This window comes from Arenibacter lacus, from assembly GCF_008711145.1.
GTDB classification, from domain to species: domain Bacteria; phylum Bacteroidota; class Bacteroidia; order Flavobacteriales; family Flavobacteriaceae; genus Arenibacter; species Arenibacter amylolyticus.
In genome coordinates this window covers 1-22,055 of sequence record NZ_VVIN01000038.1, presented here as the reverse complement: position 1 = coordinate 22,055, position 22,055 = coordinate 1, and the positions used below count along the sequence as shown (strand labels likewise).

At 40.4% G+C, this 22,055-nt stretch carries 20 protein-coding genes; 8 read left to right on the top strand and 12 right to left on the bottom strand.

The window, feature by feature from the left end:
• Window positions 1–79 precede the first annotated feature (79 nt).
• The 3 genes from F1E73_RS11660 to recR form a co-directional block, all read right to left on the bottom strand.
• Window positions 80–856 carry a 3'-5' exonuclease gene (locus F1E73_RS11660; protein WP_150451985.1) on the bottom strand — a complete coding sequence of 259 codons (777 nt, stop codon included), beginning with the start codon at window positions 854–856 and terminating at the stop codon, window positions 80–82.
• A gap of 203 nt (window positions 857–1,059) precedes the next feature.
• Entirely contained in the window at window positions 1,060–2,427 is a 1,368-nt protein-coding gene (locus F1E73_RS11655; RefSeq protein WP_150451984.1) for a dihydrolipoamide acetyltransferase family protein, read from the bottom strand.
• A gap of 98 nt (window positions 2,428–2,525) precedes the next feature.
• The gene (recR, locus tag F1E73_RS11650; RefSeq protein WP_150451983.1) at window positions 2,526–3,143 is read right to left on the bottom strand and encodes a recombination mediator RecR; all 618 of its coding nucleotides are present in this window, start codon (window positions 3,141–3,143) and stop codon (window positions 2,526–2,528) included.
• Window positions 3,144–3,294: 151 nt separating this feature from the next.
• On the opposite strand from recR, the gene F1E73_RS11645 reads away from it, so the two are divergent.
• Window positions 3,295–4,770: a sodium:solute symporter gene (locus tag F1E73_RS11645; RefSeq protein WP_150451982.1), complete on the top strand. Its 1,476-nt coding sequence runs from the start codon at window positions 3,295–3,297 to the stop codon at window positions 4,768–4,770.
• Between the two features lie 454 nt (window positions 4,771–5,224).
• Here the strand turns inward: F1E73_RS11645 and F1E73_RS11640 are convergent, their stop codons facing one another.
• Window positions 5,225–6,235, bottom strand: coding sequence for a 3-oxoacyl-ACP synthase III family protein (locus tag F1E73_RS11640; RefSeq protein ID WP_150451981.1), 1,011 nt, complete (start codon window positions 6,233–6,235; stop codon window positions 5,225–5,227).
• A gap of 263 nt (window positions 6,236–6,498) precedes the next feature.
• Here F1E73_RS11640 and htpG point away from each other — a divergent pair, with 263 nt between their 5' ends.
• The 3 genes from htpG (at window position 6,499) to F1E73_RS11625 (ending at window position 9,662) form a co-directional block, all read left to right on the top strand.
• Entirely contained in the window at window positions 6,499–8,385 is a 1,887-nt protein-coding gene (gene htpG / locus F1E73_RS11635; RefSeq protein ID WP_086477441.1) for a molecular chaperone HtpG, read from the top strand.
• A gap of 179 nt (window positions 8,386–8,564) precedes the next feature.
• Window positions 8,565–8,927 carry a DoxX family protein gene (locus tag F1E73_RS17900; RefSeq protein WP_150451980.1) on the top strand — a complete coding sequence of 121 codons (363 nt, stop codon included), beginning with the start codon at window positions 8,565–8,567 and terminating at the stop codon, window positions 8,925–8,927.
• A gap of 132 nt (window positions 8,928–9,059) precedes the next feature.
• Entirely contained in the window at window positions 9,060–9,662 is a 603-nt protein-coding gene (locus F1E73_RS11625) for an alpha-ketoglutarate-dependent dioxygenase AlkB family protein (protein WP_150451979.1), read from the top strand.
• A gap of 195 nt (window positions 9,663–9,857) precedes the next feature.
• On the opposite strand, the gene F1E73_RS11620 is transcribed toward F1E73_RS11625, so the two are convergent.
• A complete protein-coding gene (locus tag F1E73_RS11620) occupies window positions 9,858–10,628 on the bottom strand; it encodes a S1/P1 nuclease (protein WP_150451978.1) in 771 nt (256 codons plus the stop codon).
• Window positions 10,629–11,062: 434 nt separating this feature from the next.
• Here F1E73_RS11620 and F1E73_RS11615 point away from each other — a divergent pair, with 434 nt between their 5' ends.
• From F1E73_RS11615 to F1E73_RS11600, 4 genes are all read left to right on the top strand, one after another.
• On the top strand, window positions 11,063–13,309 hold the full coding sequence (locus F1E73_RS11615) for a transglycosylase domain-containing protein (RefSeq protein ID WP_150451977.1): 2,247 nt from the start codon (window positions 11,063–11,065) through the stop codon (window positions 13,307–13,309).
• 234 nt (window positions 13,310–13,543) lie between these two features.
• Window positions 13,544–14,347, top strand: coding sequence for a Cof-type HAD-IIB family hydrolase (locus tag F1E73_RS11610; RefSeq protein WP_086477446.1), 804 nt, complete (start codon window positions 13,544–13,546; stop codon window positions 14,345–14,347).
• A gap of 32 nt (window positions 14,348–14,379) precedes the next feature.
• Window positions 14,380–15,639, top strand: coding sequence for a DUF819 family protein (locus F1E73_RS11605; RefSeq protein WP_086477447.1), 1,260 nt, complete (start codon window positions 14,380–14,382; stop codon window positions 15,637–15,639).
• 172 nt (window positions 15,640–15,811) lie between these two features.
• Entirely contained in the window at window positions 15,812–16,528 is a 717-nt protein-coding gene (locus F1E73_RS11600; RefSeq protein WP_150451976.1) for a DUF4369 domain-containing protein, read from the top strand.
• Window positions 16,529–16,663: 135 nt separating this feature from the next.
• Here F1E73_RS11600 and F1E73_RS11595 read toward each other — a convergent pair whose 3' ends face one another.
• The 7 genes from F1E73_RS11595 to F1E73_RS17625 form a co-directional block, all read right to left on the bottom strand.
• On the bottom strand, window positions 16,664–16,933 hold the full coding sequence (locus F1E73_RS11595) for a hypothetical protein (protein WP_086477449.1): 270 nt from the start codon (window positions 16,931–16,933) through the stop codon (window positions 16,664–16,666).
• A gap of 33 nt (window positions 16,934–16,966) precedes the next feature.
• The gene (locus F1E73_RS11590) at window positions 16,967–17,935 is read right to left on the bottom strand and encodes a type I phosphomannose isomerase catalytic subunit (protein WP_086477450.1); all 969 of its coding nucleotides are present in this window, start codon (window positions 17,933–17,935) and stop codon (window positions 16,967–16,969) included.
• Window positions 17,936–18,027: 92 nt separating this feature from the next.
• Window positions 18,028–18,435, bottom strand: coding sequence for a 6-pyruvoyl trahydropterin synthase family protein (locus tag F1E73_RS11585; protein ID WP_086477451.1), 408 nt, complete (start codon window positions 18,433–18,435; stop codon window positions 18,028–18,030).
• Complete coding sequence (gene idi / locus F1E73_RS11580) at window positions 18,432–18,965, bottom strand: isopentenyl-diphosphate Delta-isomerase (RefSeq protein ID WP_086477452.1); 534 nt, start codon at window positions 18,963–18,965, stop codon at window positions 18,432–18,434. The genes F1E73_RS11585 and idi overlap by 4 nt, the downstream gene beginning before the upstream one ends.
• A 97-nt stretch (window positions 18,966–19,062) precedes the next feature.
• Window positions 19,063–20,031 (bottom strand): PorP/SprF family type IX secretion system membrane protein, encoded by a 969-nt coding sequence (locus tag F1E73_RS11575; RefSeq protein ID WP_086477453.1) that lies wholly within the window; start codon window positions 20,029–20,031, stop codon window positions 19,063–19,065.
• Window positions 20,032–20,035: 4 nt separating this feature from the next.
• Window positions 20,036–21,466 (bottom strand): T9SS type B sorting domain-containing protein, encoded by a 1,431-nt coding sequence (locus F1E73_RS11570; protein WP_223883417.1) that lies wholly within the window; start codon window positions 21,464–21,466, stop codon window positions 20,036–20,038.
• Window positions 21,467–21,500: 34 nt separating this feature from the next.
• The coding region (locus F1E73_RS17625; RefSeq protein ID WP_191089009.1) for a hypothetical protein at window positions 21,501–22,055 on the bottom strand (555 nt) is incomplete at its 5' end.

Below are 22,055 nucleotides of genomic sequence, written 5' to 3'. Positions count from 1 at the left end.
GCAAGTTGCCCTAAAAACTCCTTGTTGGAAAAAAATAATACTTAGGGCATCTATCCTATACCAGATAAGAAATACCCCCTTAGTTTAATTTATTATTAAGCTTACTCAGCTTTATTTGAGTCAGTATTTTTTTGGTGTACAATGGAAAATCGGCATTAAGGATCCATCCAAAATACCCGGGTTCTTTTTCCAGTACATCGTGCACTTTTTTACCCTTGTGTTTCCCGAAGGAAAAAACCTCTTCCCCCTCCTTATCCAACACAATAAAACCGGCAAAGTCCACAGACTGCTTCCTTGTAGTAAATTGTGACAGCTTTTTCACATTATTCTCCAGCTCTGGGTAACGTTCTAACTGTGACAATAACACCTCATAGGTTGCTAGGGTATCTGCTTCTGCACTATGGGCGTTTGTAAGATCCTTATCACAGTAAAACTTATAGGCCGCTTCCAAGGTGCGCTTTTCCATTTTATGGAAAATGGTCTGCACATCTACAGAAACGGTGTTTTTCATATCAAAATCAATTTCTGCTCGCAGCATTTCTTCCGCCAAGAGAGGAATATCAAATCGATCAGAATTATAGCCGCCAAGGTCACAATCCTTAATCATATTATAAATCTCTTTGGAAAGCTGTTTAAAGGTAGGTTCTTGAGCCACCTTCTCATTGGTAATGCCGTGAACAGCGACCACCTCGTCCGGAATCTTCATTTCTGGGTTAACCAACCAGGTTTTACTTTCCTTATTCCCGTTGGGATACACTTTTAAAATGGCGATCTCTACAATTCTATCCTTGGCCACATTGGTTCCGGTGGTTTCCAGATCAAAAAAACAAATTGGTTTAGTAAGCTTCAGTTGCATCTTTTAGGTTGTTTTGCAATAATAATTTTTCACAAAGGTACGGTCTAAAATACAGATAGACGGATTTGTAGCGAACAACCTTCCTCCAAAAAAGCAGTCATTATGCAATAAATAAGCCAATAGATAATAGCACAACCTCCAGTAGCCACCAACACCATCCTCTTACGAACGCAAAATTTTGAGCTACCTTAATTTGCAAGGAACTACACCTCCCTATTCACGTCCCATGCTTCCAGGTAATCGGCTACTGCTTTTACAAACATACCTCCCAAGGCCCCGTTCACGACCCTATGATCGTAACTATGCGAGAGGTACATCTTACTCCTTATAGCAATAAAATCGCCCTCCTTTGTCTCTACCACGGCGGGCATTTTTCTAATTGCTCCCAGCGCCAGAATACCTACCTGTGGCTGATTGATGATGGGGGTTCCAAATACACTTCCAAAGATACCAACATTGGTAACGGTATACGTACCGCCCTTCACCTCATCGGGCTTTAAAGCGTTGTTCCTAGCCCTATTGGCCAAATCGTTTACCGCTTTTGCCATGCCTACCAAATTTAACTGATCTGCATTCTTAATAACCGGAACAATTAAATTTCCATCTGGCAAAGCTGCCGCCATCCCTATATTTATATTCTTTTTCTTTACTATGGTATCCCCCTCCAAGGAGATGTTCATCATGGGATATTTCTTTAAGGCAAGGGCCACTGCTTCCATGAAGATTGGCGTAAAGGTAAGTTTCTCCCCTTCCCTTTTTAGAAATTCGTCCTTCATCTTATTTCGCCACTTAACCACATTAGTCACATCTACCTCTACAAAACTCTGTACATGTGCAGAAGTTTCCAAACTGGCAGTCATGTGATTGGCAATTAATTTCCCCATACGGGTTAGAGGTATGCGCTCTTCCCCTGCTACCGACTGGGCTATCTGGGTATTATTTGACGCTTTCTGCGCATCTACAGACACTTCTTTTTGTACCTGATCCATTTTTACAGCACTCGCACTCTCTACTGTAGAGGAACCTTCTTTGGCAAATTGGGTTGCTCCGGATTTACGATTCTCTAGGTACGCCAAGATATCATTTTTGGTTACCCTGCCTTCACTACCAGTTCCTGGGATAGTATCTAGTTCTGCAAGCTCAATTCCTTCCTGTTTGGCTATATTTTTCACCAAGGGAGAGTAAAACCGATCGGACTCTTTAAAGTCTAGTTGCGCGGGGGAGGCAACTTGTTTTGCCACCTCAACCGTTTGCGCTACTGCCTGTATGGAATCTTCCGATACAGCAGCGGTTACTGGTTCGGTTTTTTCTTCTGCCTGAACAGCAGCACCACTCAATTCTAGGATGGCCACTGTTTGCCCCACTTGTATTACATCGTCTACATCAAAAAGCTTCTCTACCAAAACACCATCTACTTCACTGGGAACTTCAGAATCTACCTTATCCGTCGCAATTTCGAAAACGGCTTCATCCATTTCTATGGTATCTCCAACTTCCTTTAGCCACGAGGTTAGGGTAGCTTCCGCTACACTTTCTCCCATTTGCGGTAATTTTAGCTCAAACTTTGACATATTCGTATTTAATTGACTTTTACTGATTAATAGTTTGCAAAAATAATAAAATAAAGTCCACTTTGGTGTCTTTTATTCATTACTAACTTAAATTTTGGCTAGGCCTTCAAAGAATTCTCAAATGGAATCCTATTAAGGATACTTCTTCCTAGGGTAACCTCATCGGCATATTCCAATTCGTCCCCTATGGCAATCCCCCTAGCAATGGTAGAGGTCTTTATTTCTGTTCCCTCCAACTGCTTAAAGATATAAAAGTTAGTGGTATCTCCTTCCATTGTAGAACTTAAAGCAAAAATAAGCTCTTTTATTTCTCCTTTCTTCACCTTTTCAATTAAAGAAGCAATGGTTAAATCTTGCGGCCCCACCCCTTCCATGGGTGATATTTTACCCCCCAACACATGGTAATGCCCCTTAAATTGATCCGTATTCTCTATCGCCATAACATCCCGTATGTCTTCTACCACGCAGACGGTGGTTTGGTCCCTTTTGGGGTTAGCACAAATTTCACAAAGTATTACATCGGAAATATTGTGACAGTTTTTACAGAACTTGATATTGCATTTAAGATTCACCAAGGCACTGGTTAATCTTGTGGTCTGTTCTTTGGGTTGCTTTAGTAAGTGAAGCACCAATCTTAATGCCGTTCGCTTTCCTATCCCTGGTAATTGAGATACTTCATAGACGGCATTTTCCAATAATTTTGAAGAGAATTCCATAAGCACAAAATTACAATTTTAAACTATTTAATACTCGACCTCGGTAGAAAAAGAAATATTTGAATCTTGGTCAATGCTCGCTATTTGGCACTTTAGATCCTTCAGTTTTTATATGATTGTTTTTTGTATTTTGCCGGCTTAAAATCCAACTATGACCCCTACCCTTATTTTAGTATTGATAGGTTGTTATTTCCTATTACTCCTTACCATTTCCTATTTCACTGGAAAAAACGACTCTAATGCAGATTTTTTTAAGGCAGGAAAGCAATCCCCCTGGTTTTTGGTAGCCTTTGGTATGATTGGCGCCTCGTTATCCGGTGTTACCTTTATTTCTGTCCCTGGATGGGTAGCGAGTTCGGAATTTAGTTATATGCAGGTGGTATTTGGATATTTGGCGGGATACTTGGTCATTGCCTATGTGCTGCTACCTATATATTATAGATTAAACGTCACCTCTATCTATGAATACCTAGAAGGTCGCTTTGGCGTGGTAAGCTATAAGACAGGGGCATTTTTCTTTTTTATCTCCCGAGTTTTAGGCGCTTCGTTTAGACTTTTTTTGGTAGCCATAGTATTGCAGCAATTTGTATTTGATGCTTGGAACGTACCTTTTGAAGTTACCGTTACCCTATCCATTCTACTGATATGGGTATACACTTTTAAAGGCGGAATAAAGACAATTGTCTGGACCGACACCTTGCAGACCCTATTTATGTTGATTGCCGTGGGATTGTCCATTTATCAAATTAATCAAGAGTTGAACTGGAGTTTCACAGAATTCTTGGCTTCCGAGGAACTAAAGAAATACAACACCATATTTTTTACTGATGATTTTTTTAGCAGAGTGCATTTTATAAAGTCGTTCATAGGAGGAATGTTCATTGCTATTTGCATGACTGGCCTAGATCAGGATATGATGCAAAAGAACCTCACTTGCAAAAGCCTAAAGGATGCCCAGAAGAACGTGGTTTCGTTTAGTTTGGTGCTTATTGTAGTCAACTTCGCCTTTTTATTATTGGGCGCACTTTTATTTATTTATGCCGGGAGGTTTGATATTGGCATTCCTATGTTGGATGGTGTTCCCAAACCCGATCTTTTGTTTCCGGAAATTGCGATTAATAGCGGATTGGGAATTGCGGTAGCCATCACCTTTATGCTAGGATTAATTGCCGCGGCCTATAGTAGTGCAGATAGTGCGCTTACCTCACTGACCACCTCCTTTTGCATAGACTTTTTAAATATTAGCAAGAAGCCGGAGGCTAAGCAAAAGTCTATCCGTAAAAACACCCATATAGGAATGAGTGTATTGCTCATAATTGTCATAATAATCTTTAAACATATTTTAGATAAGAACGTTATAGACGGACTCTTAACAGTTGCCACCTATACCTATGGCCCCTTACTGGGATTATTTTCCTTTGGCATCCTCACCAAGTATCAAATAAAGGATAAATACGTAGCCTTCGTTTCCGTGCTTTCTGTAATTCTGATTGTATTGATTGCCAATATTCCGTCGGACTATCTAAACGGATATCAGGTTGGGTACGAATTGCTACCTATAAATGGTATATTAACTTTTATTGGACTTTGGACCATCAGAATAAAACCTACTCCAAAAAAAGCTTAAACTAACACCTTATAAAATAGTGTGAAGGGATTCTCCACCCCTGATTGTGTTTCTTAAGTGTTGTAGACCTAACCCTAACTGATTAGTTAAGGGTTTCCCCTTATAGGCTGGGGTTGCATCCAAGGACAGGATTATAAAACGAGTCCAGATCCGCCAAACCTCAACAACGTCAACAACCGAGGTGAAAACCTAAAATTAAAACAAGGAAGCTAACACGCCTGATTTCTGCGGGCGGCCAAAGTGAAACACCACAATGTTAAAGCCCACGTTAAACAATGTTAAACAAGGCTTTAGCAATACAAAAATCCTTTTCTTTAAGGGCCTAACAACATCAATCATTGATACAACTGTATTTTTAAAGTTAATGGTTAGTGTTTAGTATAGTTTATCAATGAAGAAAACCCGGAGCTTAGGCTCCGGGTTTTGCTTTAATATAGGTGTAATCTAGGATTATTTACCAGCGAATAACGACACTTCCCCAAGTAAAACCACTACCAAATGCTGCAAGCACCACCAAGTCTCCCGACTTTATTTTTCCTTTTTCCCAAGCTTCGGTAAGGGCAATTGGTATAGAAGCTGCCGTGGTATTCCCATAATTCATGATGTTGTTGTATACCTGATCATCTGTCAATCCAAATTTACGCTGAACAAACTGTGAAATCCGAAGGTTGGCCTGGTGGGGTACCAACATATCAATATCTTTAGCCTCCAAGTTATTGGCCTTTAAACCTTCTACAATTACCTCACTAAAACGGACCACTGCATTTTTAAAAACAAATTGACCGTTCATATAAGGAAAGTAAGATTCATCATTGGGATCGTTATCTGCAAGAATATCATTTACCCAACGCTTCCCCATACCAGGGGCAATTAGGGCCAGTTCTTCTGCATGTTCACCTTCGGAATGCAAATGGGTAGACAGTATTCCTTTTTGGGAATCCTCCTCCCTACTCAGTATTGCTGCCCCTGCACCATCGCCAAAAATCACGGACACCCCCCTACCCCTAGTAGTCATGTCTAAACCATGGGAATGCAACTCGGAGCCAATGACTAATATATTTTTGTACATGCCAGTTTTAATATACTGATCTGCAACGGACAGGGCATATACAAAACCGGAACACTGATTTCTTACATCCAAAGCCCCCACGGTCTTTATCCCCAGTTCCCGTTGCACTAAGACACCAGGCCCAGGAAAATAATAGTCTGGACTTAGGGTAGCAAACACTATAAAATCTATTTCATCCTTATCCAATTTTGCCCGCTCCAAGGCAATTTTTGCCGCTTTAACCCCCATAGTGGTCGTAGTATCCCCATCACCTGCAATCACATGCCTTCTTTCCTTGATACCTGTACGCTCTTGGATCCATTCATCATTGGTATCCATCACCTTGGACAAATCCTCATTACTGACCACATTGTCCGGAACATAAAAACCTAGTCCAGTTATTTTTGAGTTGAACATCTGTTTCGTTTTTAAAATTTTAGGCTTATGCCATAAAGTTCGTTATTAAAACTAAAGTATAGGAAATAATTTAAGAATCCCATAAAATTTTTAAAATTACACTTCCCCGTCTTTTAATAACTAGACATTTGAAGGTGCTAGGGAACTGCATAAGTGACATACCGCATGAGTGCGAGCCAGACGAAGTGCCAGTTTGTCACGATTTTAGAATGTGGTACTTTTTTTGACTTTGACAATCCGATAATCATAAAAATATTAGAAGTATGGCCAAAGGCAAGATTAATGTTTCCGTAGAGAACATATTTCCGCTTATAAAAAAATTCTTATACAGTGACCATGAAATTTTTCTTAGGGAGCTGGTTTCCAACGCTACCGATGCAACCTTAAAATTAAAACACCTAACTTCTATTGGGGAGGCTTCCGTAGAGTACGGCAATCCTATTATTGAGGTGAAGGTTGATAAGGAGGGAAAGAAAATCCATATTATTGACCAAGGTGTGGGTATGACCCAAGATGAGGTAAAAAAATATATTAACGAAATCGCCTTTTCAGGAGCAGAGGAATTCCTAGACAAATATAAAGATTCCGCAAAAGATTCTGGGATCATCGGTCACTTTGGACTTGGCTTTTATTCTGCCTTTATGGTTGCAGAAAAGGTAGAAATCATCACTAAGAGCTATACCGATGCCCCCGCTGCTCATTGGACCTGCGATGGATCGCCAAACTTTACTTTGGAAGAAGCCGATAAGGAAACTAGAGGAACCGAAATCGTCCTTCATATCGCAGAGGATTCCACCGAGTTTTTAGAGGAGAGTAGAATTGGAGAGTTACTGAGCAAGTACAATAAGTTTATGCCCGTACCTATTAAGTTTGGGACTAAAACCGAAACCTTGCCCAAGCCAGAAGATGCCAAGGAGGAGGATCCCGCTCCAACCCAAGAGGTAGATAATATTATTAACAACCCTAATCCTGCTTGGACCAAGCAGCCTACTGAGCTTAAAGAGGAAGATTACAAGCAGTTTTATAGGGAGCTCTACCCAATGCAATTTGAGGAGCCCTTATTTCACATTCACCTAAATGTTGATTATCCGTTTAATTTGACGGGAATCTTGTATTTCCCCAAATTGACCAATGATCTAAACATTCAAAAAGACAGGATTGCTTTATACCAGAACCAAGTATTTGTTACGGATAATGTAGAAGGTATTGTTCCAGAATTCCTTACCATGCTTCGCGGGGTAATAGATTCTCCGGATATCCCATTAAACGTTTCTAGATCGTATCTTCAGGCAGATGGAGCGGTTAAAAAGATATCGTCCTATATTACACGTAAGGTAGCCGATAAATTGGCATCCTTGTTTAAGAATAGCAGGGAAGACTTTGAAGCTAAGTGGAACGACATTAAAATCGTTATCGAATATGGAATGCTTTCCGAAGAGAAGTTTTTTGAGAAGGCCGATAAGTTTGCACTGTACCCTACCGTAGATGGAGCGTTCTATACTTTTGAGGAACTTCAGGAAAAGCTGAAAGAAAACCAGACCGATAAGGATGATAAATTGGTGATTCTTTACGCTTCTAACCAAGAAGAACAGCACAGTTATATAGAGGCTGCTAAAGATAAAGGGTATGAAGTATTATTATTGGATTCCCCAATCGTTTCCCACCTAATGCAGAAACTGGAAACTTCTAAAGAAAATATTTCTTTTGCTAGGGTAGACGCCGATCATTTGGATAACCTGATAAAGAAAGAAGACACCCCCATCTCCAAGCTTTCTGAGGAAGAGCAAGAGTCCCTAAAAACGTCCATTGAAGAGACCATAAATAATAAGAGCTACACCATTCAGCTAGAAGCTATGGATAGCAATGCCTCACCATTCATTATTACGGAGCCCGAGTTTATGCGCCGTATGAAGGAAATGCAACAAACCGGTGGTGGCGGAATGTTCGGGATGGGCAATATGCCAGAAATGTACAATCTGGTAGTGAATACCAATCACGAATTGGTATCTGAAATCTTGAATACGAAGACTGCTAAAAAGAAAGCGCGACTCATAAACCAATCCCTAGATTTGGCTCGATTGTCCAAAGGATTGCTAAAAGGAGAAGAGCTTACTAATTTCATTAAGCGTAGCTATGAAATGGTTAAATAAGTACTAAAAACAAAGTACTGAGTATTTTAAAATAGAAGGCTGCATCAATTTATTTTTGATGCAGCTTTTTTTATTTGGATGATTTAAAATATTTTCCAACTATCTTGTAATCCCTTTGGAGTTCCTTGGAAAGAAATAATGTCTTTTACCATGCATTAACTAACCTCTAATAAAGTAATATGACCTACCCTTGGCATCTTTACCTCATGGCATTCATTTATATAGTTGCTGGAACAATGCATTTCATACAACCGAAGATGTACCTTCGTATTATGCCTAACTATCTGCCTAAGCCCAAACTTTTGCTGGCATTAAGCGGGATGGCGGAAATACTTTTGGGTTTTGGCTTGTGCTTTTCCACAACCAAAGATATTTCCCTCTATGGCATTATAAGCATGTTGATCGTTTTCCTCTTGGTACATTTTTATATGCTGAAAGGCAAAAAAGAAGCTGCGGGAATTCCGAAGTGGATACTTATCCTTAGGATTCCCCTCCAATTTGTGTTGATCTATTGGGCCTATTATTATTTGGGAAATATTTAGCTCGGTCTTAAAATGCCAAGTGAAGGAAATAGCGAAATTTATAGTTCGAACAACCAATACCAATCCAAATTCCTAAATAAAAGCTTCCATCCTGAATACAACTAACGGAACAACACCCTTAATAAATATACAATGAGTATTTCATTATTTTCAGATCCCATACATCTAGACCTCCCCGATAGCGATATTAGTTATTACCCCCACTTTTTATCATCACAACAGGCCAATTTATATTTTGAAAAACTCAGGAAAGAAACCCCATGGCAACAAGAAACGATCACCTTATTTGGCAAGACCCATCCCCAGCCTAGGCTTACCGCCCTTTATGGGGACAATGGACAAGCCTACACCTACTCTGGCATCCGCATGAAGCCCCATACTTTCACCCCACTGTTACTAGAACTCAAAAACAGCCTTCATAAAAGTCTTAACATCCAATTTACCAGCTGTTTACTTAATTTATATAGGGATGGGAAGGATAGTAATGGATGGCATGCTGATGATGAAAAAGAATTGGGAAAAAATCCCATAATCGCCTCTATATCTTTGGGACAAGAGCGCTATTTTCATTTGAAGCACAGAAAAAACAAGGATGTAAAGCACAAACTACTTTTGCAGCACGGTAGCCTCTTGCTCATGAAAGGGGAAACCCAGCACCATTGGTTGCACCAAGTCCCCAAGACCACCAAAGCCCAGCATCAAAGGATTAACCTTACCTTTAGGATCATTAAATAAAACAAGAGGTTAATTGGGCCAGTTTACTTTTCACTTTAGGCTATTGCCCCCAGTCCTTCTACACAACATCTACCTATTGTGTTGCAATACTTTACATTGGGCTACAACAGGGTCTCATTGCCCATGGCCTAAATGATTAGCAACCCTCCTTATAAATCCTACCACAAAGCATTAAACCCTACGCTTTAATCGATTCTAAAACAGCTCATTTAGAACCTTCGCTAAACGGAGTCCGCCTTTTTGCAACTGCTGTTCCACCAATGACCAATAATTATATTTGTAGGCATAACCCAACTGCTCACCAACCTCCACAGAATCGTAAAGGATATTGGCCAATCCGTGGGATTCTTCCACCCAATCATACACGTCACCTTGCTGAATAGCCTTAATTTCTTTCTTGGAAAGCTTGGGAAGGTTAAGAGCCAATTCTGAGTAACTCATGCCATAGTCATCAATCATATTGGCATCCCAAAGCCTATGTAAATTGGTGCCCCTCCCGAACCACCTAAGCTGAATATCGTTCCCTCCTTTGTCTTCCAGTCTACCTACGTGCATGGGCTGGTGAAGGTCTCCTATTAAATGCACCAACATCTTAAGATAGAAGGCTTTATCTTCCTTACTACTGTTTTTATCCCTTATGATGGCAATACTTTTTTGGATCCCCATCACCACATCCCCGGCAGGACTGGGTGTTACATCGGTGTATTTTTTATCCATAGGATAGTTTACATAATGCCAAGGCCCAAACTTGGAATAGCTGCGATCTGCCTTTATCTCATCGGCATAATTGGATGCCAAGGCCAAACTCTGTCCATCCAATAATTTATTAATTGCCCTTTTGGTTTTACCCGTTAGGTGGTGTGCGGCAATTTCCCCAATAGTCCTATGTCCCGTTTTGGACCAATCTAACTCATTGGCAAACGACAATTGCGCAGCTATTAAACAAAAGAGAAGTATTTTTTTCATTACAAAATTTGATTATAGTGATTCACTAATGTTACACTTAGTATGTATGGGTCTCTTCATAAGTTCCATCCAACCGAATTGAAAAAAGCCCGAAAAATCAAAAATAGTGAATTATTGGACGTATTAAAGTTTTATTCCTCCGCCAAAAAAGAATTGAAAAACTCCCTATTTTTTCCTAAGCGGTATCCGAAATTCCTGCTTCGCACTTATTCATCTGATAATCGGTAATTTACTTCCACTACACTCATATAAACCTATAGGAATCCCACCATTCTACAAAGAGCCCCCAATGGATAGCAAAAAATTAGTCGCCTATAAGAACATCCCGAAACCTTATATTTTCGTATACTATATTTATTGAGACAAAAGGAAGTGTAAAGGAACGCCTGTAATACATTTTAAAATTTAATCTTGCAGTCATTAAAAGAGAATTAATGTTTAAAAAAATAAAAAATCCACTCCTGAGATACGCCATTTTTACGGCCCTATTATTGGGAGCACTTTTTTCTTTATTCATACTTAGTATATATCTAGGTGCTTGGGGCCAGCTACCCTCCAAAAATGCACTTTCAGACTTTAATTATCAACGAGCTTCCGAGGTATATTCTGCGGACAGTGTATTGATTGGAAAATATTATCTCTATGACCGGCAGCCTATAACCTACCAGGACCTACCCCCACAATTGGTACAAGCCTTAATAGCCATAGAAGACGAAAGATTTTACAAGCACTCGGGAATAGACTTTACGAGTCTTGGAAGGGTAGGCATTAAAACCCTCTTACTACAGGATAAATCTGCCGGCGGAGGCAGCACCCTTACCCAACAATTGGCAAAAAACCTATTCCCACGGGAAAGATCTGGGACCCTTCAACTAGTGGCCTCCAAGTTTAAAGAGATGATTATTGCCAAAAGGCTAGAGAGGATCTATTCTAAAGAGGAGATTCTGTTACTATACCTCAATACCGTTTCCTTTGGCGACAATACTTTTGGGATAGAAAGTGCAGCACTAAAGTTTTTCAACAAAAGGGCCAAGGACCTGTTGTTGGAAGAAAGTGCCGTTCTAGTGGGAATGTTGAAGGCTACCTATGGCTACAATCCCCGTGTTTTTCCAGAAAACAGTCTTAACAGACGTAACCTGGTACTCCGTGCTATGGAAAAAAACGGCTACTTGACATCTAAAGCAGCAGATAGTCTTGTTCTAGCACCTTTACAATTAGACTATCGCGATTATGATCACAATGACGGAATTGCCCCGTATTTTAGGGAAGAGGTAAGGAAGCAAGTTTTAAAGTGGATTAAAGAGCAACAACAAAAAGGGCAGGAATACAATATCTACACATCCGGTTTAAAAATTTATACCACCTTAGATTATAAGATGCAGGTTTTAGCCGAAGAGGCCATGCAAGAGCACATGAGTAAACTTCAAGCAAGTTTTGAAAAAAGCTATGGCAAAAATGCACCATGGAAGATCAATAAAAGTCTCATCAATAAAATTATACAACGGTCCGACATTTATAAAAAATTAAAATCTGCCGGACTTAGTGAGCCACAAATCATGGACACCCTAAAGACCAAGAAATCCATGACCTTAACAGACTGGAAGGGAGACACCACCCTAATGGCCAGCTCCTTGGACAGTATAATTCACTACGCTAAGTTTTTAAACATGGGCTCTCTCTCCATAGACCCCAGCATTGGGGCAGTAAAAACCTGGCTAGGAGGAATTAATTACAAGCACTTTAAGTTCGATCATATATCCCAAAGTAAAAGACAGGTAGGTTCTGCATTTAAGCCTATAGTTTATACCGCGGCCTTGGAAAGCGGCATAACGCCCTGCACCTATTTTTCTGCACAGGAGGTAGCATACGAAAATATGGAAGGTTGGTCTCCCAGCAATTCGGGAAACAAGGACGAGGCCTACCTTAATTATTCCATGGAAGAGGCGTTAAGCAATTCTGTAAATACCGTTGCAGTAAAAGTATTAGAGAAAGCGGGCATCCCCAAGGTATTGTCACAAGCGAAAAAAATGGGAATCGAAACCGATTTACCCGCATTGCCTTCGGTGGCTTTGGGAACTGCTGAGATTAAAATAAATGAATTGGCAGGAGCTTATGCTAGTTATCTTAATATGGGGAAAGCTGTAACTCCCTTTCTCATCAACCACATCAACGACAACAGGGATTCTACTTTAGTGGTCTTTGAGCCTACAATTGCCAAGACCCCTGCATTTTCGGACGAAAACAGGCAGCTTATGCTAGAAATGATGAAAGCTACTGTAAATAGTGGTACCGCAGCGCGACTCCGTTCTACCTATGGTCTAAAGAATGATATAGCAGGAAAAACGGGGACCACCCAAAACAATAAGGACGCTTGGTTTGTAGCACTTACCCCCAAATTACTGAATATTACCTGGGTGGGATTGGACCATCATGAAATTGGTTTTAAAAGTACTAGCCTAGGGCAAGGCGCCAATGCGGCATTGCCCATTTTTGCATTGTGGACACAGAAATTAAATGCGGACAAGTCCTTTGATTATATTACCAAAGCTAGATTTAAAACTCCTAGCCCTTCGGTATTGGGAAAATTAGATTGTGAGCCTGTAAAACGCGACGGATTCTTTAAACGTTTATTTAAAAATCCCAACAAGAAAAAGTCGAGGCGATTTAAATCAAAAGATTAATCGAGTTAGATAGCCCATTAAACTAGCACCTGGCTCTAGGTTTTGCAATTAAGGATCCTAGCTAGATAGCCATGGAGCGCTCCTTGAAATAGATTTACGGATTAATTGCGTTTTTTAATAGTAGATATTGCTTTAGAAAAGGATAATCCATTAAATCCGTTCCATATATATCCACTTAAGATTATATTTGGCAAAAATTAATCCTTGGACACCGATCCAACAGAATTCCCATGAATGAATTATAAAATTTTATGTTCCGATCTAGATGGTACGCTTTTAACCTATAAGGACCATGTGTCTACCTATACCATCAATGAAATAAAGAGGATAAGGGACCGCATGAGGGTAATCCTAGTGTCTGCAAGGATGCCCAAATCCATGACCTATATCCAACAAGCTTTGGGAATAGAGGACCAACCTATTATTTGTTATAATGGAGCCTTGATTATGGACGGCCACAAAGAATTGAGTTCCACGTTTATCTCCTTAGATCTTATTGAATCCATCTACCAAAAGGCGGAAAAAATGGACATCAGGTTAGGTCTTTATTCGCGGGATGAATGGTATGTGGAGGTAGATTCGGAACGAGTACAAAAAGAAATAAAATACACCAAGGCATTCCCTACTTTCAGAAACACCCCAGAAACCTTATCGGATTGGCAAACAAGGCAACTAGGGGCGCATAAGATTATGATGATGGGAGAAAAAGAGAAGATGGATACTATTTTCCCCTTGCTCTTTAACTCCTTTTCGGAACACCTAAATTTATATCGGTCCAACGACACCCTGATTGAAATTGCCCCTAAATCTGTTTCCAAGTTAACGGCTATAAATCTTTTATTGCAAGCGGGGGAAGATTTAAAAGATGTAATTGCCTTTGGCGACAACTATAATGATATAGAAATGCTTCAACATGCCGGTCATGGGGTTGCAGTAGGCAATGCGAGAGAGGAAGTAAAGGAAATCTCCAATGCCATTGCGCCAAACAATACGGAGGATGGTGTTGCCCGCTACATCAACCAGCATTTATTTATTTGATTATATTTATCCCAAATTGAACTTACCATATTATGACCGAACCATTTATTACCAACGACACCGTTGTTTTTGGACTACTCACCCTTTGTCTTGGATTTATTTTTTATACCTCTTCCATAAAAACTGGATTCTGGGGTAAATTTTACACCTTTATTCCAGCTGTATTAATGTGTTATCTACTACCATCCATTTTAGCTAGTAGCGGACTCATTTCGGATGACAATTCCAATCTTTACTATATGGCCAGTAGGTATCTCTTACCAGCGGCCTTAGTCCTAATGACGCTCAGTATAGATATGAAAGCCATAGCGAAATTAGGTTCCAAGGCGCTGATTATGTTTTTAACGGGAACTGTAGGGATTATTATTGGTGGGCCATTGGCAATATTAATTATTTCCATTTTCTCCCCAGAAACCGTTGGCGGCAATGATTTTGATGCTATTTGGAGGGGCTTGTCTACTATTGCCGGAAGTTGGATTGGTGGAGGTGCCAACCAAGCCGCCATGCTGGAGATTTACAAGTACAATCCCGAAAAATATGGAGGGATGGTTCTAGTAGATATTGTTGTTGCCAATGCTTGGATGGCGATCATTCTCCTGGGTGTTGGGAAAACGAAACGAATAGACAAATGGTTAAAGGCAGACACCTCGGCCATAGAAAAACTAAAGATAACCGTCTCAGAATTCTCTGAACGTATCACAAGGGTCCCTACCCTAACCGATTATATGATGATGCTCTTATTTGCATTTACCGCCGTAGGCCTATCCCATTTCATTGGGGATTACCTTAGTGCCTATCTCGGTTCTATAAAAAGTGTTAGCGATAAGGGAAGTTTCCTATCCTTCCTAGGCTCCAATTTCTTTTGGATGGTAGTCATTGCAACCATCATAGGAATTGTGCTATCCTTTACCAAAGCAAAAAATTATGAAGGAGCGGGCGCCAGTAAAATGGGGAGTGTTTTTATCTATATCCTGGTTGCCACTATTGGTATGAAAATGGATTTAAGCATGGTTTTCGAAAACCCAGGCTTGATCCTAATAGGATTTGTTTGGATCGCTATACATGCTGGGCTACTGATCCTGGTTGCAAAATTAATCAAAGCCCCTTATTTCTTTCTCGCCGTTGGGAGTCAGGCTAACGTTGGGGGAGCCGCTTCTGCTCCTATTGTAGCTGCAGAATTTCACCCATCCCTTACTTCGGTAGGCGTGTTATTGGCGGTTTTTGGTTATGTAGTGGGAACAGGGGGTGCTATCCTTTGTACTATTCTCATGGAAATTGCCTCAAAAGTTTAGAATTCCACAAACTTTCGTCATATTTGCGCACCAATTAAAAAACTATCAAATGAGCATGACCGTCAACTAGTTTTAGATACAAATAAGCATATGCGAACTTGACCGCCGTCGGGCAAGTTTACATACTGATCGCAACCTAAGTACGACTGTCAAAAAACAATAATACTTACCTATGAAAAAAATATTTATCACCGGCCTTATTGCCGCTTTCATTGCCTCCTGTGCAGGGACTTCTGAAAATACTATGACCGTTACCGGCAAGGTGAAAGGACTAAAAAAAGGAACCCTATATTTACAACATATTGTAGATACCAGCTTGGTGAACATAGATTCCCTAACTATAAAAGGAGAAGGAAATTTCACCTTTTCCACGGAGATAGAGAGTCCGGAAATCTTTTATCTCTATTTGGATAAAAATGACAATAATGACATTAACGATCGTATTACCTTCTTTGGGGAACCTGGTGAAATTACCATAAATACCTCTTGGAATACATTTGATTTAAACGCCAAGGTTACAGGTTCTGAAAGTCAGGATAAATTAAGTGAATACCAAAAGGTGATGTCTAGATTCAACACTAAAAACCTAGAGTATATACGGGCTAGTTTGAATCCAGAATATCAGAACGATCCGGCAAAGATGGATTCACTTCAAGACTTAAGTGATAAGAATGTAAAAAGAGGCTATTTGTTCGCTTTAAATTTTGCCATGAATAATACAGACACCTATGTAGCACCCTATATCGCTTTAAAAGAAGTGTCGGACGCTAACATCAAGTATTTAGACTCCATCAACAACTCTCTTAGTCCTGCGGTAGCTAATTCTAAGTACGGAAAGGAATTAAAGAAGTTTATAGCTGAACAAAAGATGAATCGGCAAGGGGAATAAAAGACTTCTTCTGAAGAGCTTTTAGCACCCTCACTTGCTCACAGGCAAGTTGGGAAAGAAGTAAAGACAGCATAGATACCAACAAAAAAAGCATCCTAAAAAGGATGCTTTTTTATTGGATACAAATTCTTGGGATTAGCCCAATTTGTTTAAATCTTCCACCAAAGCACCTGCTTTGGTCTCCAATTCTTTGCGTACACCTTTTAAGTGTGCCGCCCTGTTTTCTACAGATTTATCATTCACCTTTTCAATAAGGTCATCAAAAGTGGCGATTGCACCATCGATAACGGCATTCCCTTCCTTGGAAATCTCCCCTTTATTTGACGCGTCTACTAAATAAACGGTTTCAATAATATCTCCTAAAACGTAATTAATGTCTTTTTTTAAATCTCTTATACTTGCCATTGGTAATATATTTAAGTGCAAAAGTAATCATTTTCAGATAGTAACTTCCAAAAGTTTTGCTTTCGTTGTATTTATTTGTACTGTTTTGGATGCTGCGGGAATCAATACCGTTTGTCCTTTTTGCAGTTCTACCGCTCCATAGTCGTTGGAAATACTGACCGCCCCTTCTACACAGAGATAGATGGTAAACGATTTTCTATCGGCAATATCCAATTCCTTAGGCTGGGTCAGATTTAAGAAATTTGTAGAAAAATAGGGACAGGATACCATGGAGTTTACTTTATCCTTTCCTTGCTCATAGGAAACCTTAAAATCGTCCTTTTTTTCATAGTCAATAGCTTCCAGAGCCAATTCCGTATGAAGTTCCCTATAGTTGCCATCTTTGTCTTTTCTATTAAAATCGAAGACCCGATAGGTTACATCAGAGGTTTGCTGAATTTCGGCCAAGAGCACCCCTGCACCAATAGCGTGGATTTTTCCAGTATTGATAAAAAAAGTATCTCCTGTTTTCACCTTCTCATAATTCAGCAAGTCCAATAAGCTGTTCTCCTCCAAACTCTTGGAGTATTCCTCTTTGGTAACGTTTTTGTTAAAACCTATGATTAGTTCGGCATCCTTATCGGCATCCATCACATACCACATTTCGGTTTTCCCAAAAGAATTATGTCTTTCTTTTGCAAGCTCATCATTGGGATGCAACTGAATGGAAAGGTCTTGTTTGGCGTCTATGAATTTGATTAGGATGGGAAAATCATACCCAAATTGCTTTACCACACTCTCACCCAGAACCTCATTGGGATACTTCTCCATAAGTTCTTGCAAGGAAGTGCCTTTTAAAGTGCCGTTGGCTACGACGGATACATCTCCGGCTACTCCAGACAACTCCCAGCTCTCACCCGTATTGTCGGCAACTATTTCCTTTCCCAATACCTCTTTTAGCTTGGTCCCTCCCCAAAGTCTTTCTTTTAAAATGGGATCAAACATCAATGGATATAAGTTCATATTCCTTTTTATTTTTTAGTTCTATGTTTTTTTAGAAAAATTAATCGCCCAGCCTACTTGGAACGCAGGCATGGATTTGGGCAGTAAGCTCCTTATCCGGAAAATGTTACAAAATTTCTAGGGGTTTCATATAGGGTTACTTCCAACTCCAAGTGCGATTTTATGGAAGGTCTAAGATTTTTCCAGATAAAAACTGCAATATTCTCTGCCGTAGGGTTTACGGTTTTAAAATGATCGATTTCCACATTTAGGTTCTTATGGTCTAATACGGACTCTACTTTATCCTTGATCAGGTCTTTTAGGATTTTCATATCCATCACAAAGCCTGTTTCCTGGTCTATCTCCCCAGTAACACTCACCACTAACTCATAATTGTGTCCATGGAAATTTGGATTATTACACAATCCGAAGACCAACTGATTTTTATCATCGTCCCAATCTGGTCTATGAAGTCGATGCGCTGCATTAAAATGCGCTTTTCTGCTTACTTTAACTTTCATATCACGTTCATCTCTTGGGTAATATGATCATAGAATTTTTCGAAAATAATTTTAAACCAGGCCGAATATTTATCTGGGTCTGCTTCGATATCTTTTTTAATATCCTCGGGTTTCATCCATTTCCAATCGGCTACCTCGTCTGGGTTTATATTGGGTTCCCCGTTGTACTTGCCAATCATCACATGATCCAATTCGTGCTCCGTAAGTCCGTTATCAAAAGGCGCCTTATAGATAAAGGAAAACAGTTCTTTTAAGGGAACTTCAAACCCCATTTCTTCCATAAGCCTTCTCCTTCCGGCTTCCACATTGGTCTCGCCTACTCTTTGGTGACTACAGCAGGTATTTGCCCATATTAAGGGAGAGTGGTATTTATGGGCAGCTCTTTGCTGAATCATAGTTTCCCCCTTATCATTCATGATAAAAACCGAAAAAGCCCTGTGTAACAATGCTTTCTCATGAGCCTCTAATTTAGGCATAGTACCAATAGGCTCGTCCAACTCGTTTACCAAAATAACTTTTTCTTCTTCCATACCGTAAAAATAAGGCTTTCCCCCATTATAAGGGTTAAGTCTATCTTAAAAAGCTGCTTTTAAGAGAAAAGGTATGGCTAGAATTTAGAGGATTCGATTAGAAAAATCTAGGGGACTTAAGATTGGATACTCGGCTGAAAAAATCGTAACGGACAATTATCTCAAAAGAGCCTTGATTAAATATAGCCCGTCCCAATTTAGTGGTTTCCCTATCGTAGGCAATACCAACCAACATTTTGTTATTCAAATGGAATGCGGCCATAGCACTTACTGCGGCATCCCACCGGTAACCTGCGCCAAGAATAAATTTATCGTTAAACATAAAATTGGCAGACACATCTACTTGAAGTGGAGCTCCTATAACCGCCTTAGTTAGGAGGGTAGGTTTAAATTTCACATTGGCATTCATATCAAACACATAGCCGGTAATCAGGTAAAAGTTCATCTGCTCTTGGGCGGTAGACAGGGAGGCCCCGTCAAAATGGGTGGTCTGTAAAAATCGAGGTACCGAAAGTCCGGCATAAAACTTATCAGTGCGATAATAAACCCCAGCCCCAATATTTGGGGAGAATTTATTATCTATATCGTGTTGCAAGGTAGGATCTGGCCCTCCTGGATTGGTATTATCCTGATTTAATTCGGAAAACCGAATATCCAAAAGGTGGGCGCTCGCCTTAAGGCCAAAGCTCAACCTTCCCTCCCTAGAGGTATGGATGGTATAGGAGAAATCGCCATCAAAATAGGTTTCGGAAGTAGGGCCAATCTTATCATTCACAATAGACAGGCCTAGGCCTACTCCCCTATACCCTATTGGGGAATGCACATTTAGGGTCTGGGTAATGGGTGCACCATCTACCCCCGCCCATTGGGACCTATGAAGGGCTGCAATGCTTAAATGTCCTCTAGACCCGGTATAAGCGGGGTTAACACTCACCGTATTATACATGTACTGAGTGTACTGGGCATCTTGTTGCGCTATAACTTCCGTCTCCATAAACAATAGGATCAGCAGGCACAGTATAGGCAGCTGCCTAAAAAAGAGTCGGTTTTTTATAGAATATCGCATGCTCTTATCGATTTATATAGATATATCCAGTAAGGGTCTTGTTCTTAGTTTGATCTGCATTGGAAATGTTCAACATATAGAAGTAAGTTCCCACTGGCAGTTTATTGTCTTGCCCTACGGTAACCCTACCTTTAGAAGTACCGTCAAAGTTGTTGGTGTAATTGTCATAACTTCTAGTAGAAAAGACCATCACTCCCCATCGGTTGTATATTTTGATGGTGTTATTAGGGTAATTTTCTATTGCTTTAATAGTCAACACATCATGGATTCCATCATTATTGGGTGTGATTACGTTGAATACCTCCACGTCCTCGCCCCAATCATCCGCAATGGGATCTTCCTCCTCAGGCTTATCCCCTTTGTCCGGATCCGGATCACCGGTTCCATCGGTATTTACCAAGACCGTAACGCTGGCTGTGCTGCAATTATTGTCTTCATCACAAATGGTATAGGTAAAGTTGTCTGTCCCTACAAAATCGGTATCCGGGGTATAGGTTACCGTATCATCGATAATATCATTAGGTGTTCCATAATCGTTCACCACTACGGTGCCATTGGCCGGACTGGAGATTTGCAAGGTGGCAATGAGGGGAATGTCATCATCATTCGCCAAAATATCGATCTCTACCGCTTCGTTTTGCATAGTTACTGCAGTATCATTAAAGGCATCCACAATGGGTAACACCTCTACATAAACAGTAGCAGTACTACAATCGCCTTTGGCATTACAAATGGTATAGGTAAAGAAGGTATTGCCATTAAAGTTAGGATTGGGAGCAAAGCTTACAATATCATCTGAAGGGTCGTTGGGCGTACCATTATCGTCAATAAAAACATTGCCATTGAAAGGGTTAGAAGTGGTTAACAGTCCCTCTGTAGGAATATTGCTATCATTATCGAATATGGGTATCACTACCGACTCATCCTCCTTAACTGTCGCATAATCGTCCTCTAATATAGCTGCCTGTTGTAAACATACCACGGTAAAGTTAGGAAGATCAAATGAATTTCCTGCCTTGGTTACCGTTGCGGTATACTTGGTTACGCTTTGGGTAGCGGTCACGGATGCCAGCAATTGGTCTCCGCTAATGGGCGGGGACCAACTAATGGAAGACGCCGATCCTACTTTACTTGAAACATCTAAAACCACCTCGTTATTTGGACTGGAACAATCGGTTACTATAAAATACCCACTGGCATTGGATCCACAAAGGGTCCCGTCATAGGTAGCGAAGTAGATTCCTGGCTGCGTAACCTCATAAAAGAAATCGGTTCCCAATACCGTATTCCTATCCGATGCTTCGTACCATTTATAGTTATGTTCATCACTGCTATTAGGCGCCTGCAACAAGAACTGCGCACTAAGAGCGCCCATATTCAGCAAAGCAAATAGTAGGGTGACTACTAAGTATCTATAGGTTGGGTTAGATTTCAAATTCTTGGTTGTAATGGGTTATTGATTTTTCGGTTTATTTTACCACAAAAACTACGTTGATCAAGGAGTTGTAATCCGAGGGTGTGGCAATCACATCGTACGTCATAACCCCTGATGCATTTACACTAACATTTGCAAATACCGAAGTATCGTATACGGTAACATAGTAATACAGATCTGTAGCGGCATACGTAGGTATAGCTGTTGGTGCTCCCGCACTGGCCACAGCAGGAGATCCAAATTGTGTAATATACTGGGCATATAAATCCAAGGTTCTTCCAGTAGCAGTTGAGGAGGCATCTATCGAAATGGAGGGAGGGTAAAATATCCTAGCGGCTTTGGAGGTGATTGGCGCAATTGCTTGGATTACTTGTTCTACCGTTGTCTCTAAAGTTGGTGAAGCAATCCCTCCCTCGTTTACGTCAATAGGCGTTCGCAATGGCACTTCATCATCGTATTGATCATCTGTGCTACCAGCAGCCAATTCGGCCAAGGCACCTTCCACTTCCGTAGCGGTGAAATTACCCGCAGCATCGGTGATGTTCACTTCCGATGCTGTTTGATCGTCCGTGTTGACATAACTACTTAG

Excerpts from the sequence above, each read along its gene's own strand:
- F1E73_RS11660 (WP_150451985.1), bottom strand. The coding sequence starts at position 856 with ATGCAACTGAAGCTTACTAAACCAATTTGTTTTTTTGATCTGGAAACC.
- F1E73_RS11655 (WP_150451984.1), bottom strand. The coding sequence starts at position 2,427 with ATGTCAAAGTTTGAGCTAAAATTACCGCAAATGGGAGAAAGTGTAGCG.
- recR (WP_150451983.1), bottom strand. The coding sequence starts at position 3,143 with ATGGAATTCTCTTCAAAATTATTGGAAAATGCCGTCTATGAAGTATCT.
- F1E73_RS11645 (WP_150451982.1), top strand. The coding sequence starts at position 3,295 with ATGACCCCTACCCTTATTTTAGTATTGATAGGTTGTTATTTCCTATTA.
- F1E73_RS11640 (WP_150451981.1), bottom strand. The coding sequence starts at position 6,235 with ATGTTCAACTCAAAAATAACTGGACTAGGTTTTTATGTTCCGGACAAT.
- htpG (WP_086477441.1), top strand. The coding sequence starts at position 6,499 with ATGGCCAAAGGCAAGATTAATGTTTCCGTAGAGAACATATTTCCGCTT.
- F1E73_RS17900 (WP_150451980.1), top strand. The coding sequence starts at position 8,565 with ATGACCTACCCTTGGCATCTTTACCTCATGGCATTCATTTATATAGTT.
- F1E73_RS11625 (WP_150451979.1), top strand. The coding sequence starts at position 9,060 with ATGAGTATTTCATTATTTTCAGATCCCATACATCTAGACCTCCCCGAT.
- F1E73_RS11620 (WP_150451978.1), bottom strand. The coding sequence starts at position 10,628 with ATGAAAAAAATACTTCTCTTTTGTTTAATAGCTGCGCAATTGTCGTTT.
- F1E73_RS11615 (WP_150451977.1), top strand. The coding sequence starts at position 11,063 with ATGTTTAAAAAAATAAAAAATCCACTCCTGAGATACGCCATTTTTACG.
- F1E73_RS11610 (WP_086477446.1), top strand. The coding sequence starts at position 13,544 with ATGAATTATAAAATTTTATGTTCCGATCTAGATGGTACGCTTTTAACC.
- F1E73_RS11605 (WP_086477447.1), top strand. The coding sequence starts at position 14,380 with ATGACCGAACCATTTATTACCAACGACACCGTTGTTTTTGGACTACTC.
- F1E73_RS11600 (WP_150451976.1), top strand. The coding sequence starts at position 15,812 with ATGAAAAAAATATTTATCACCGGCCTTATTGCCGCTTTCATTGCCTCC.
- F1E73_RS11595 (WP_086477449.1), bottom strand. The coding sequence starts at position 16,933 with ATGGCAAGTATAAGAGATTTAAAAAAAGACATTAATTACGTTTTAGGA.
- F1E73_RS11590 (WP_086477450.1), bottom strand. The coding sequence starts at position 17,935 with ATGAACTTATATCCATTGATGTTTGATCCCATTTTAAAAGAAAGACTT.
- F1E73_RS11585 (WP_086477451.1), bottom strand. The coding sequence starts at position 18,435 with ATGAAAGTTAAAGTAAGCAGAAAAGCGCATTTTAATGCAGCGCATCGA.
- idi (WP_086477452.1), bottom strand. The coding sequence starts at position 18,965 with ATGGAAGAAGAAAAAGTTATTTTGGTAAACGAGTTGGACGAGCCTATT.
- F1E73_RS11575 (WP_086477453.1), bottom strand. The coding sequence starts at position 20,031 with ATGCGATATTCTATAAAAAACCGACTCTTTTTTAGGCAGCTGCCTATA.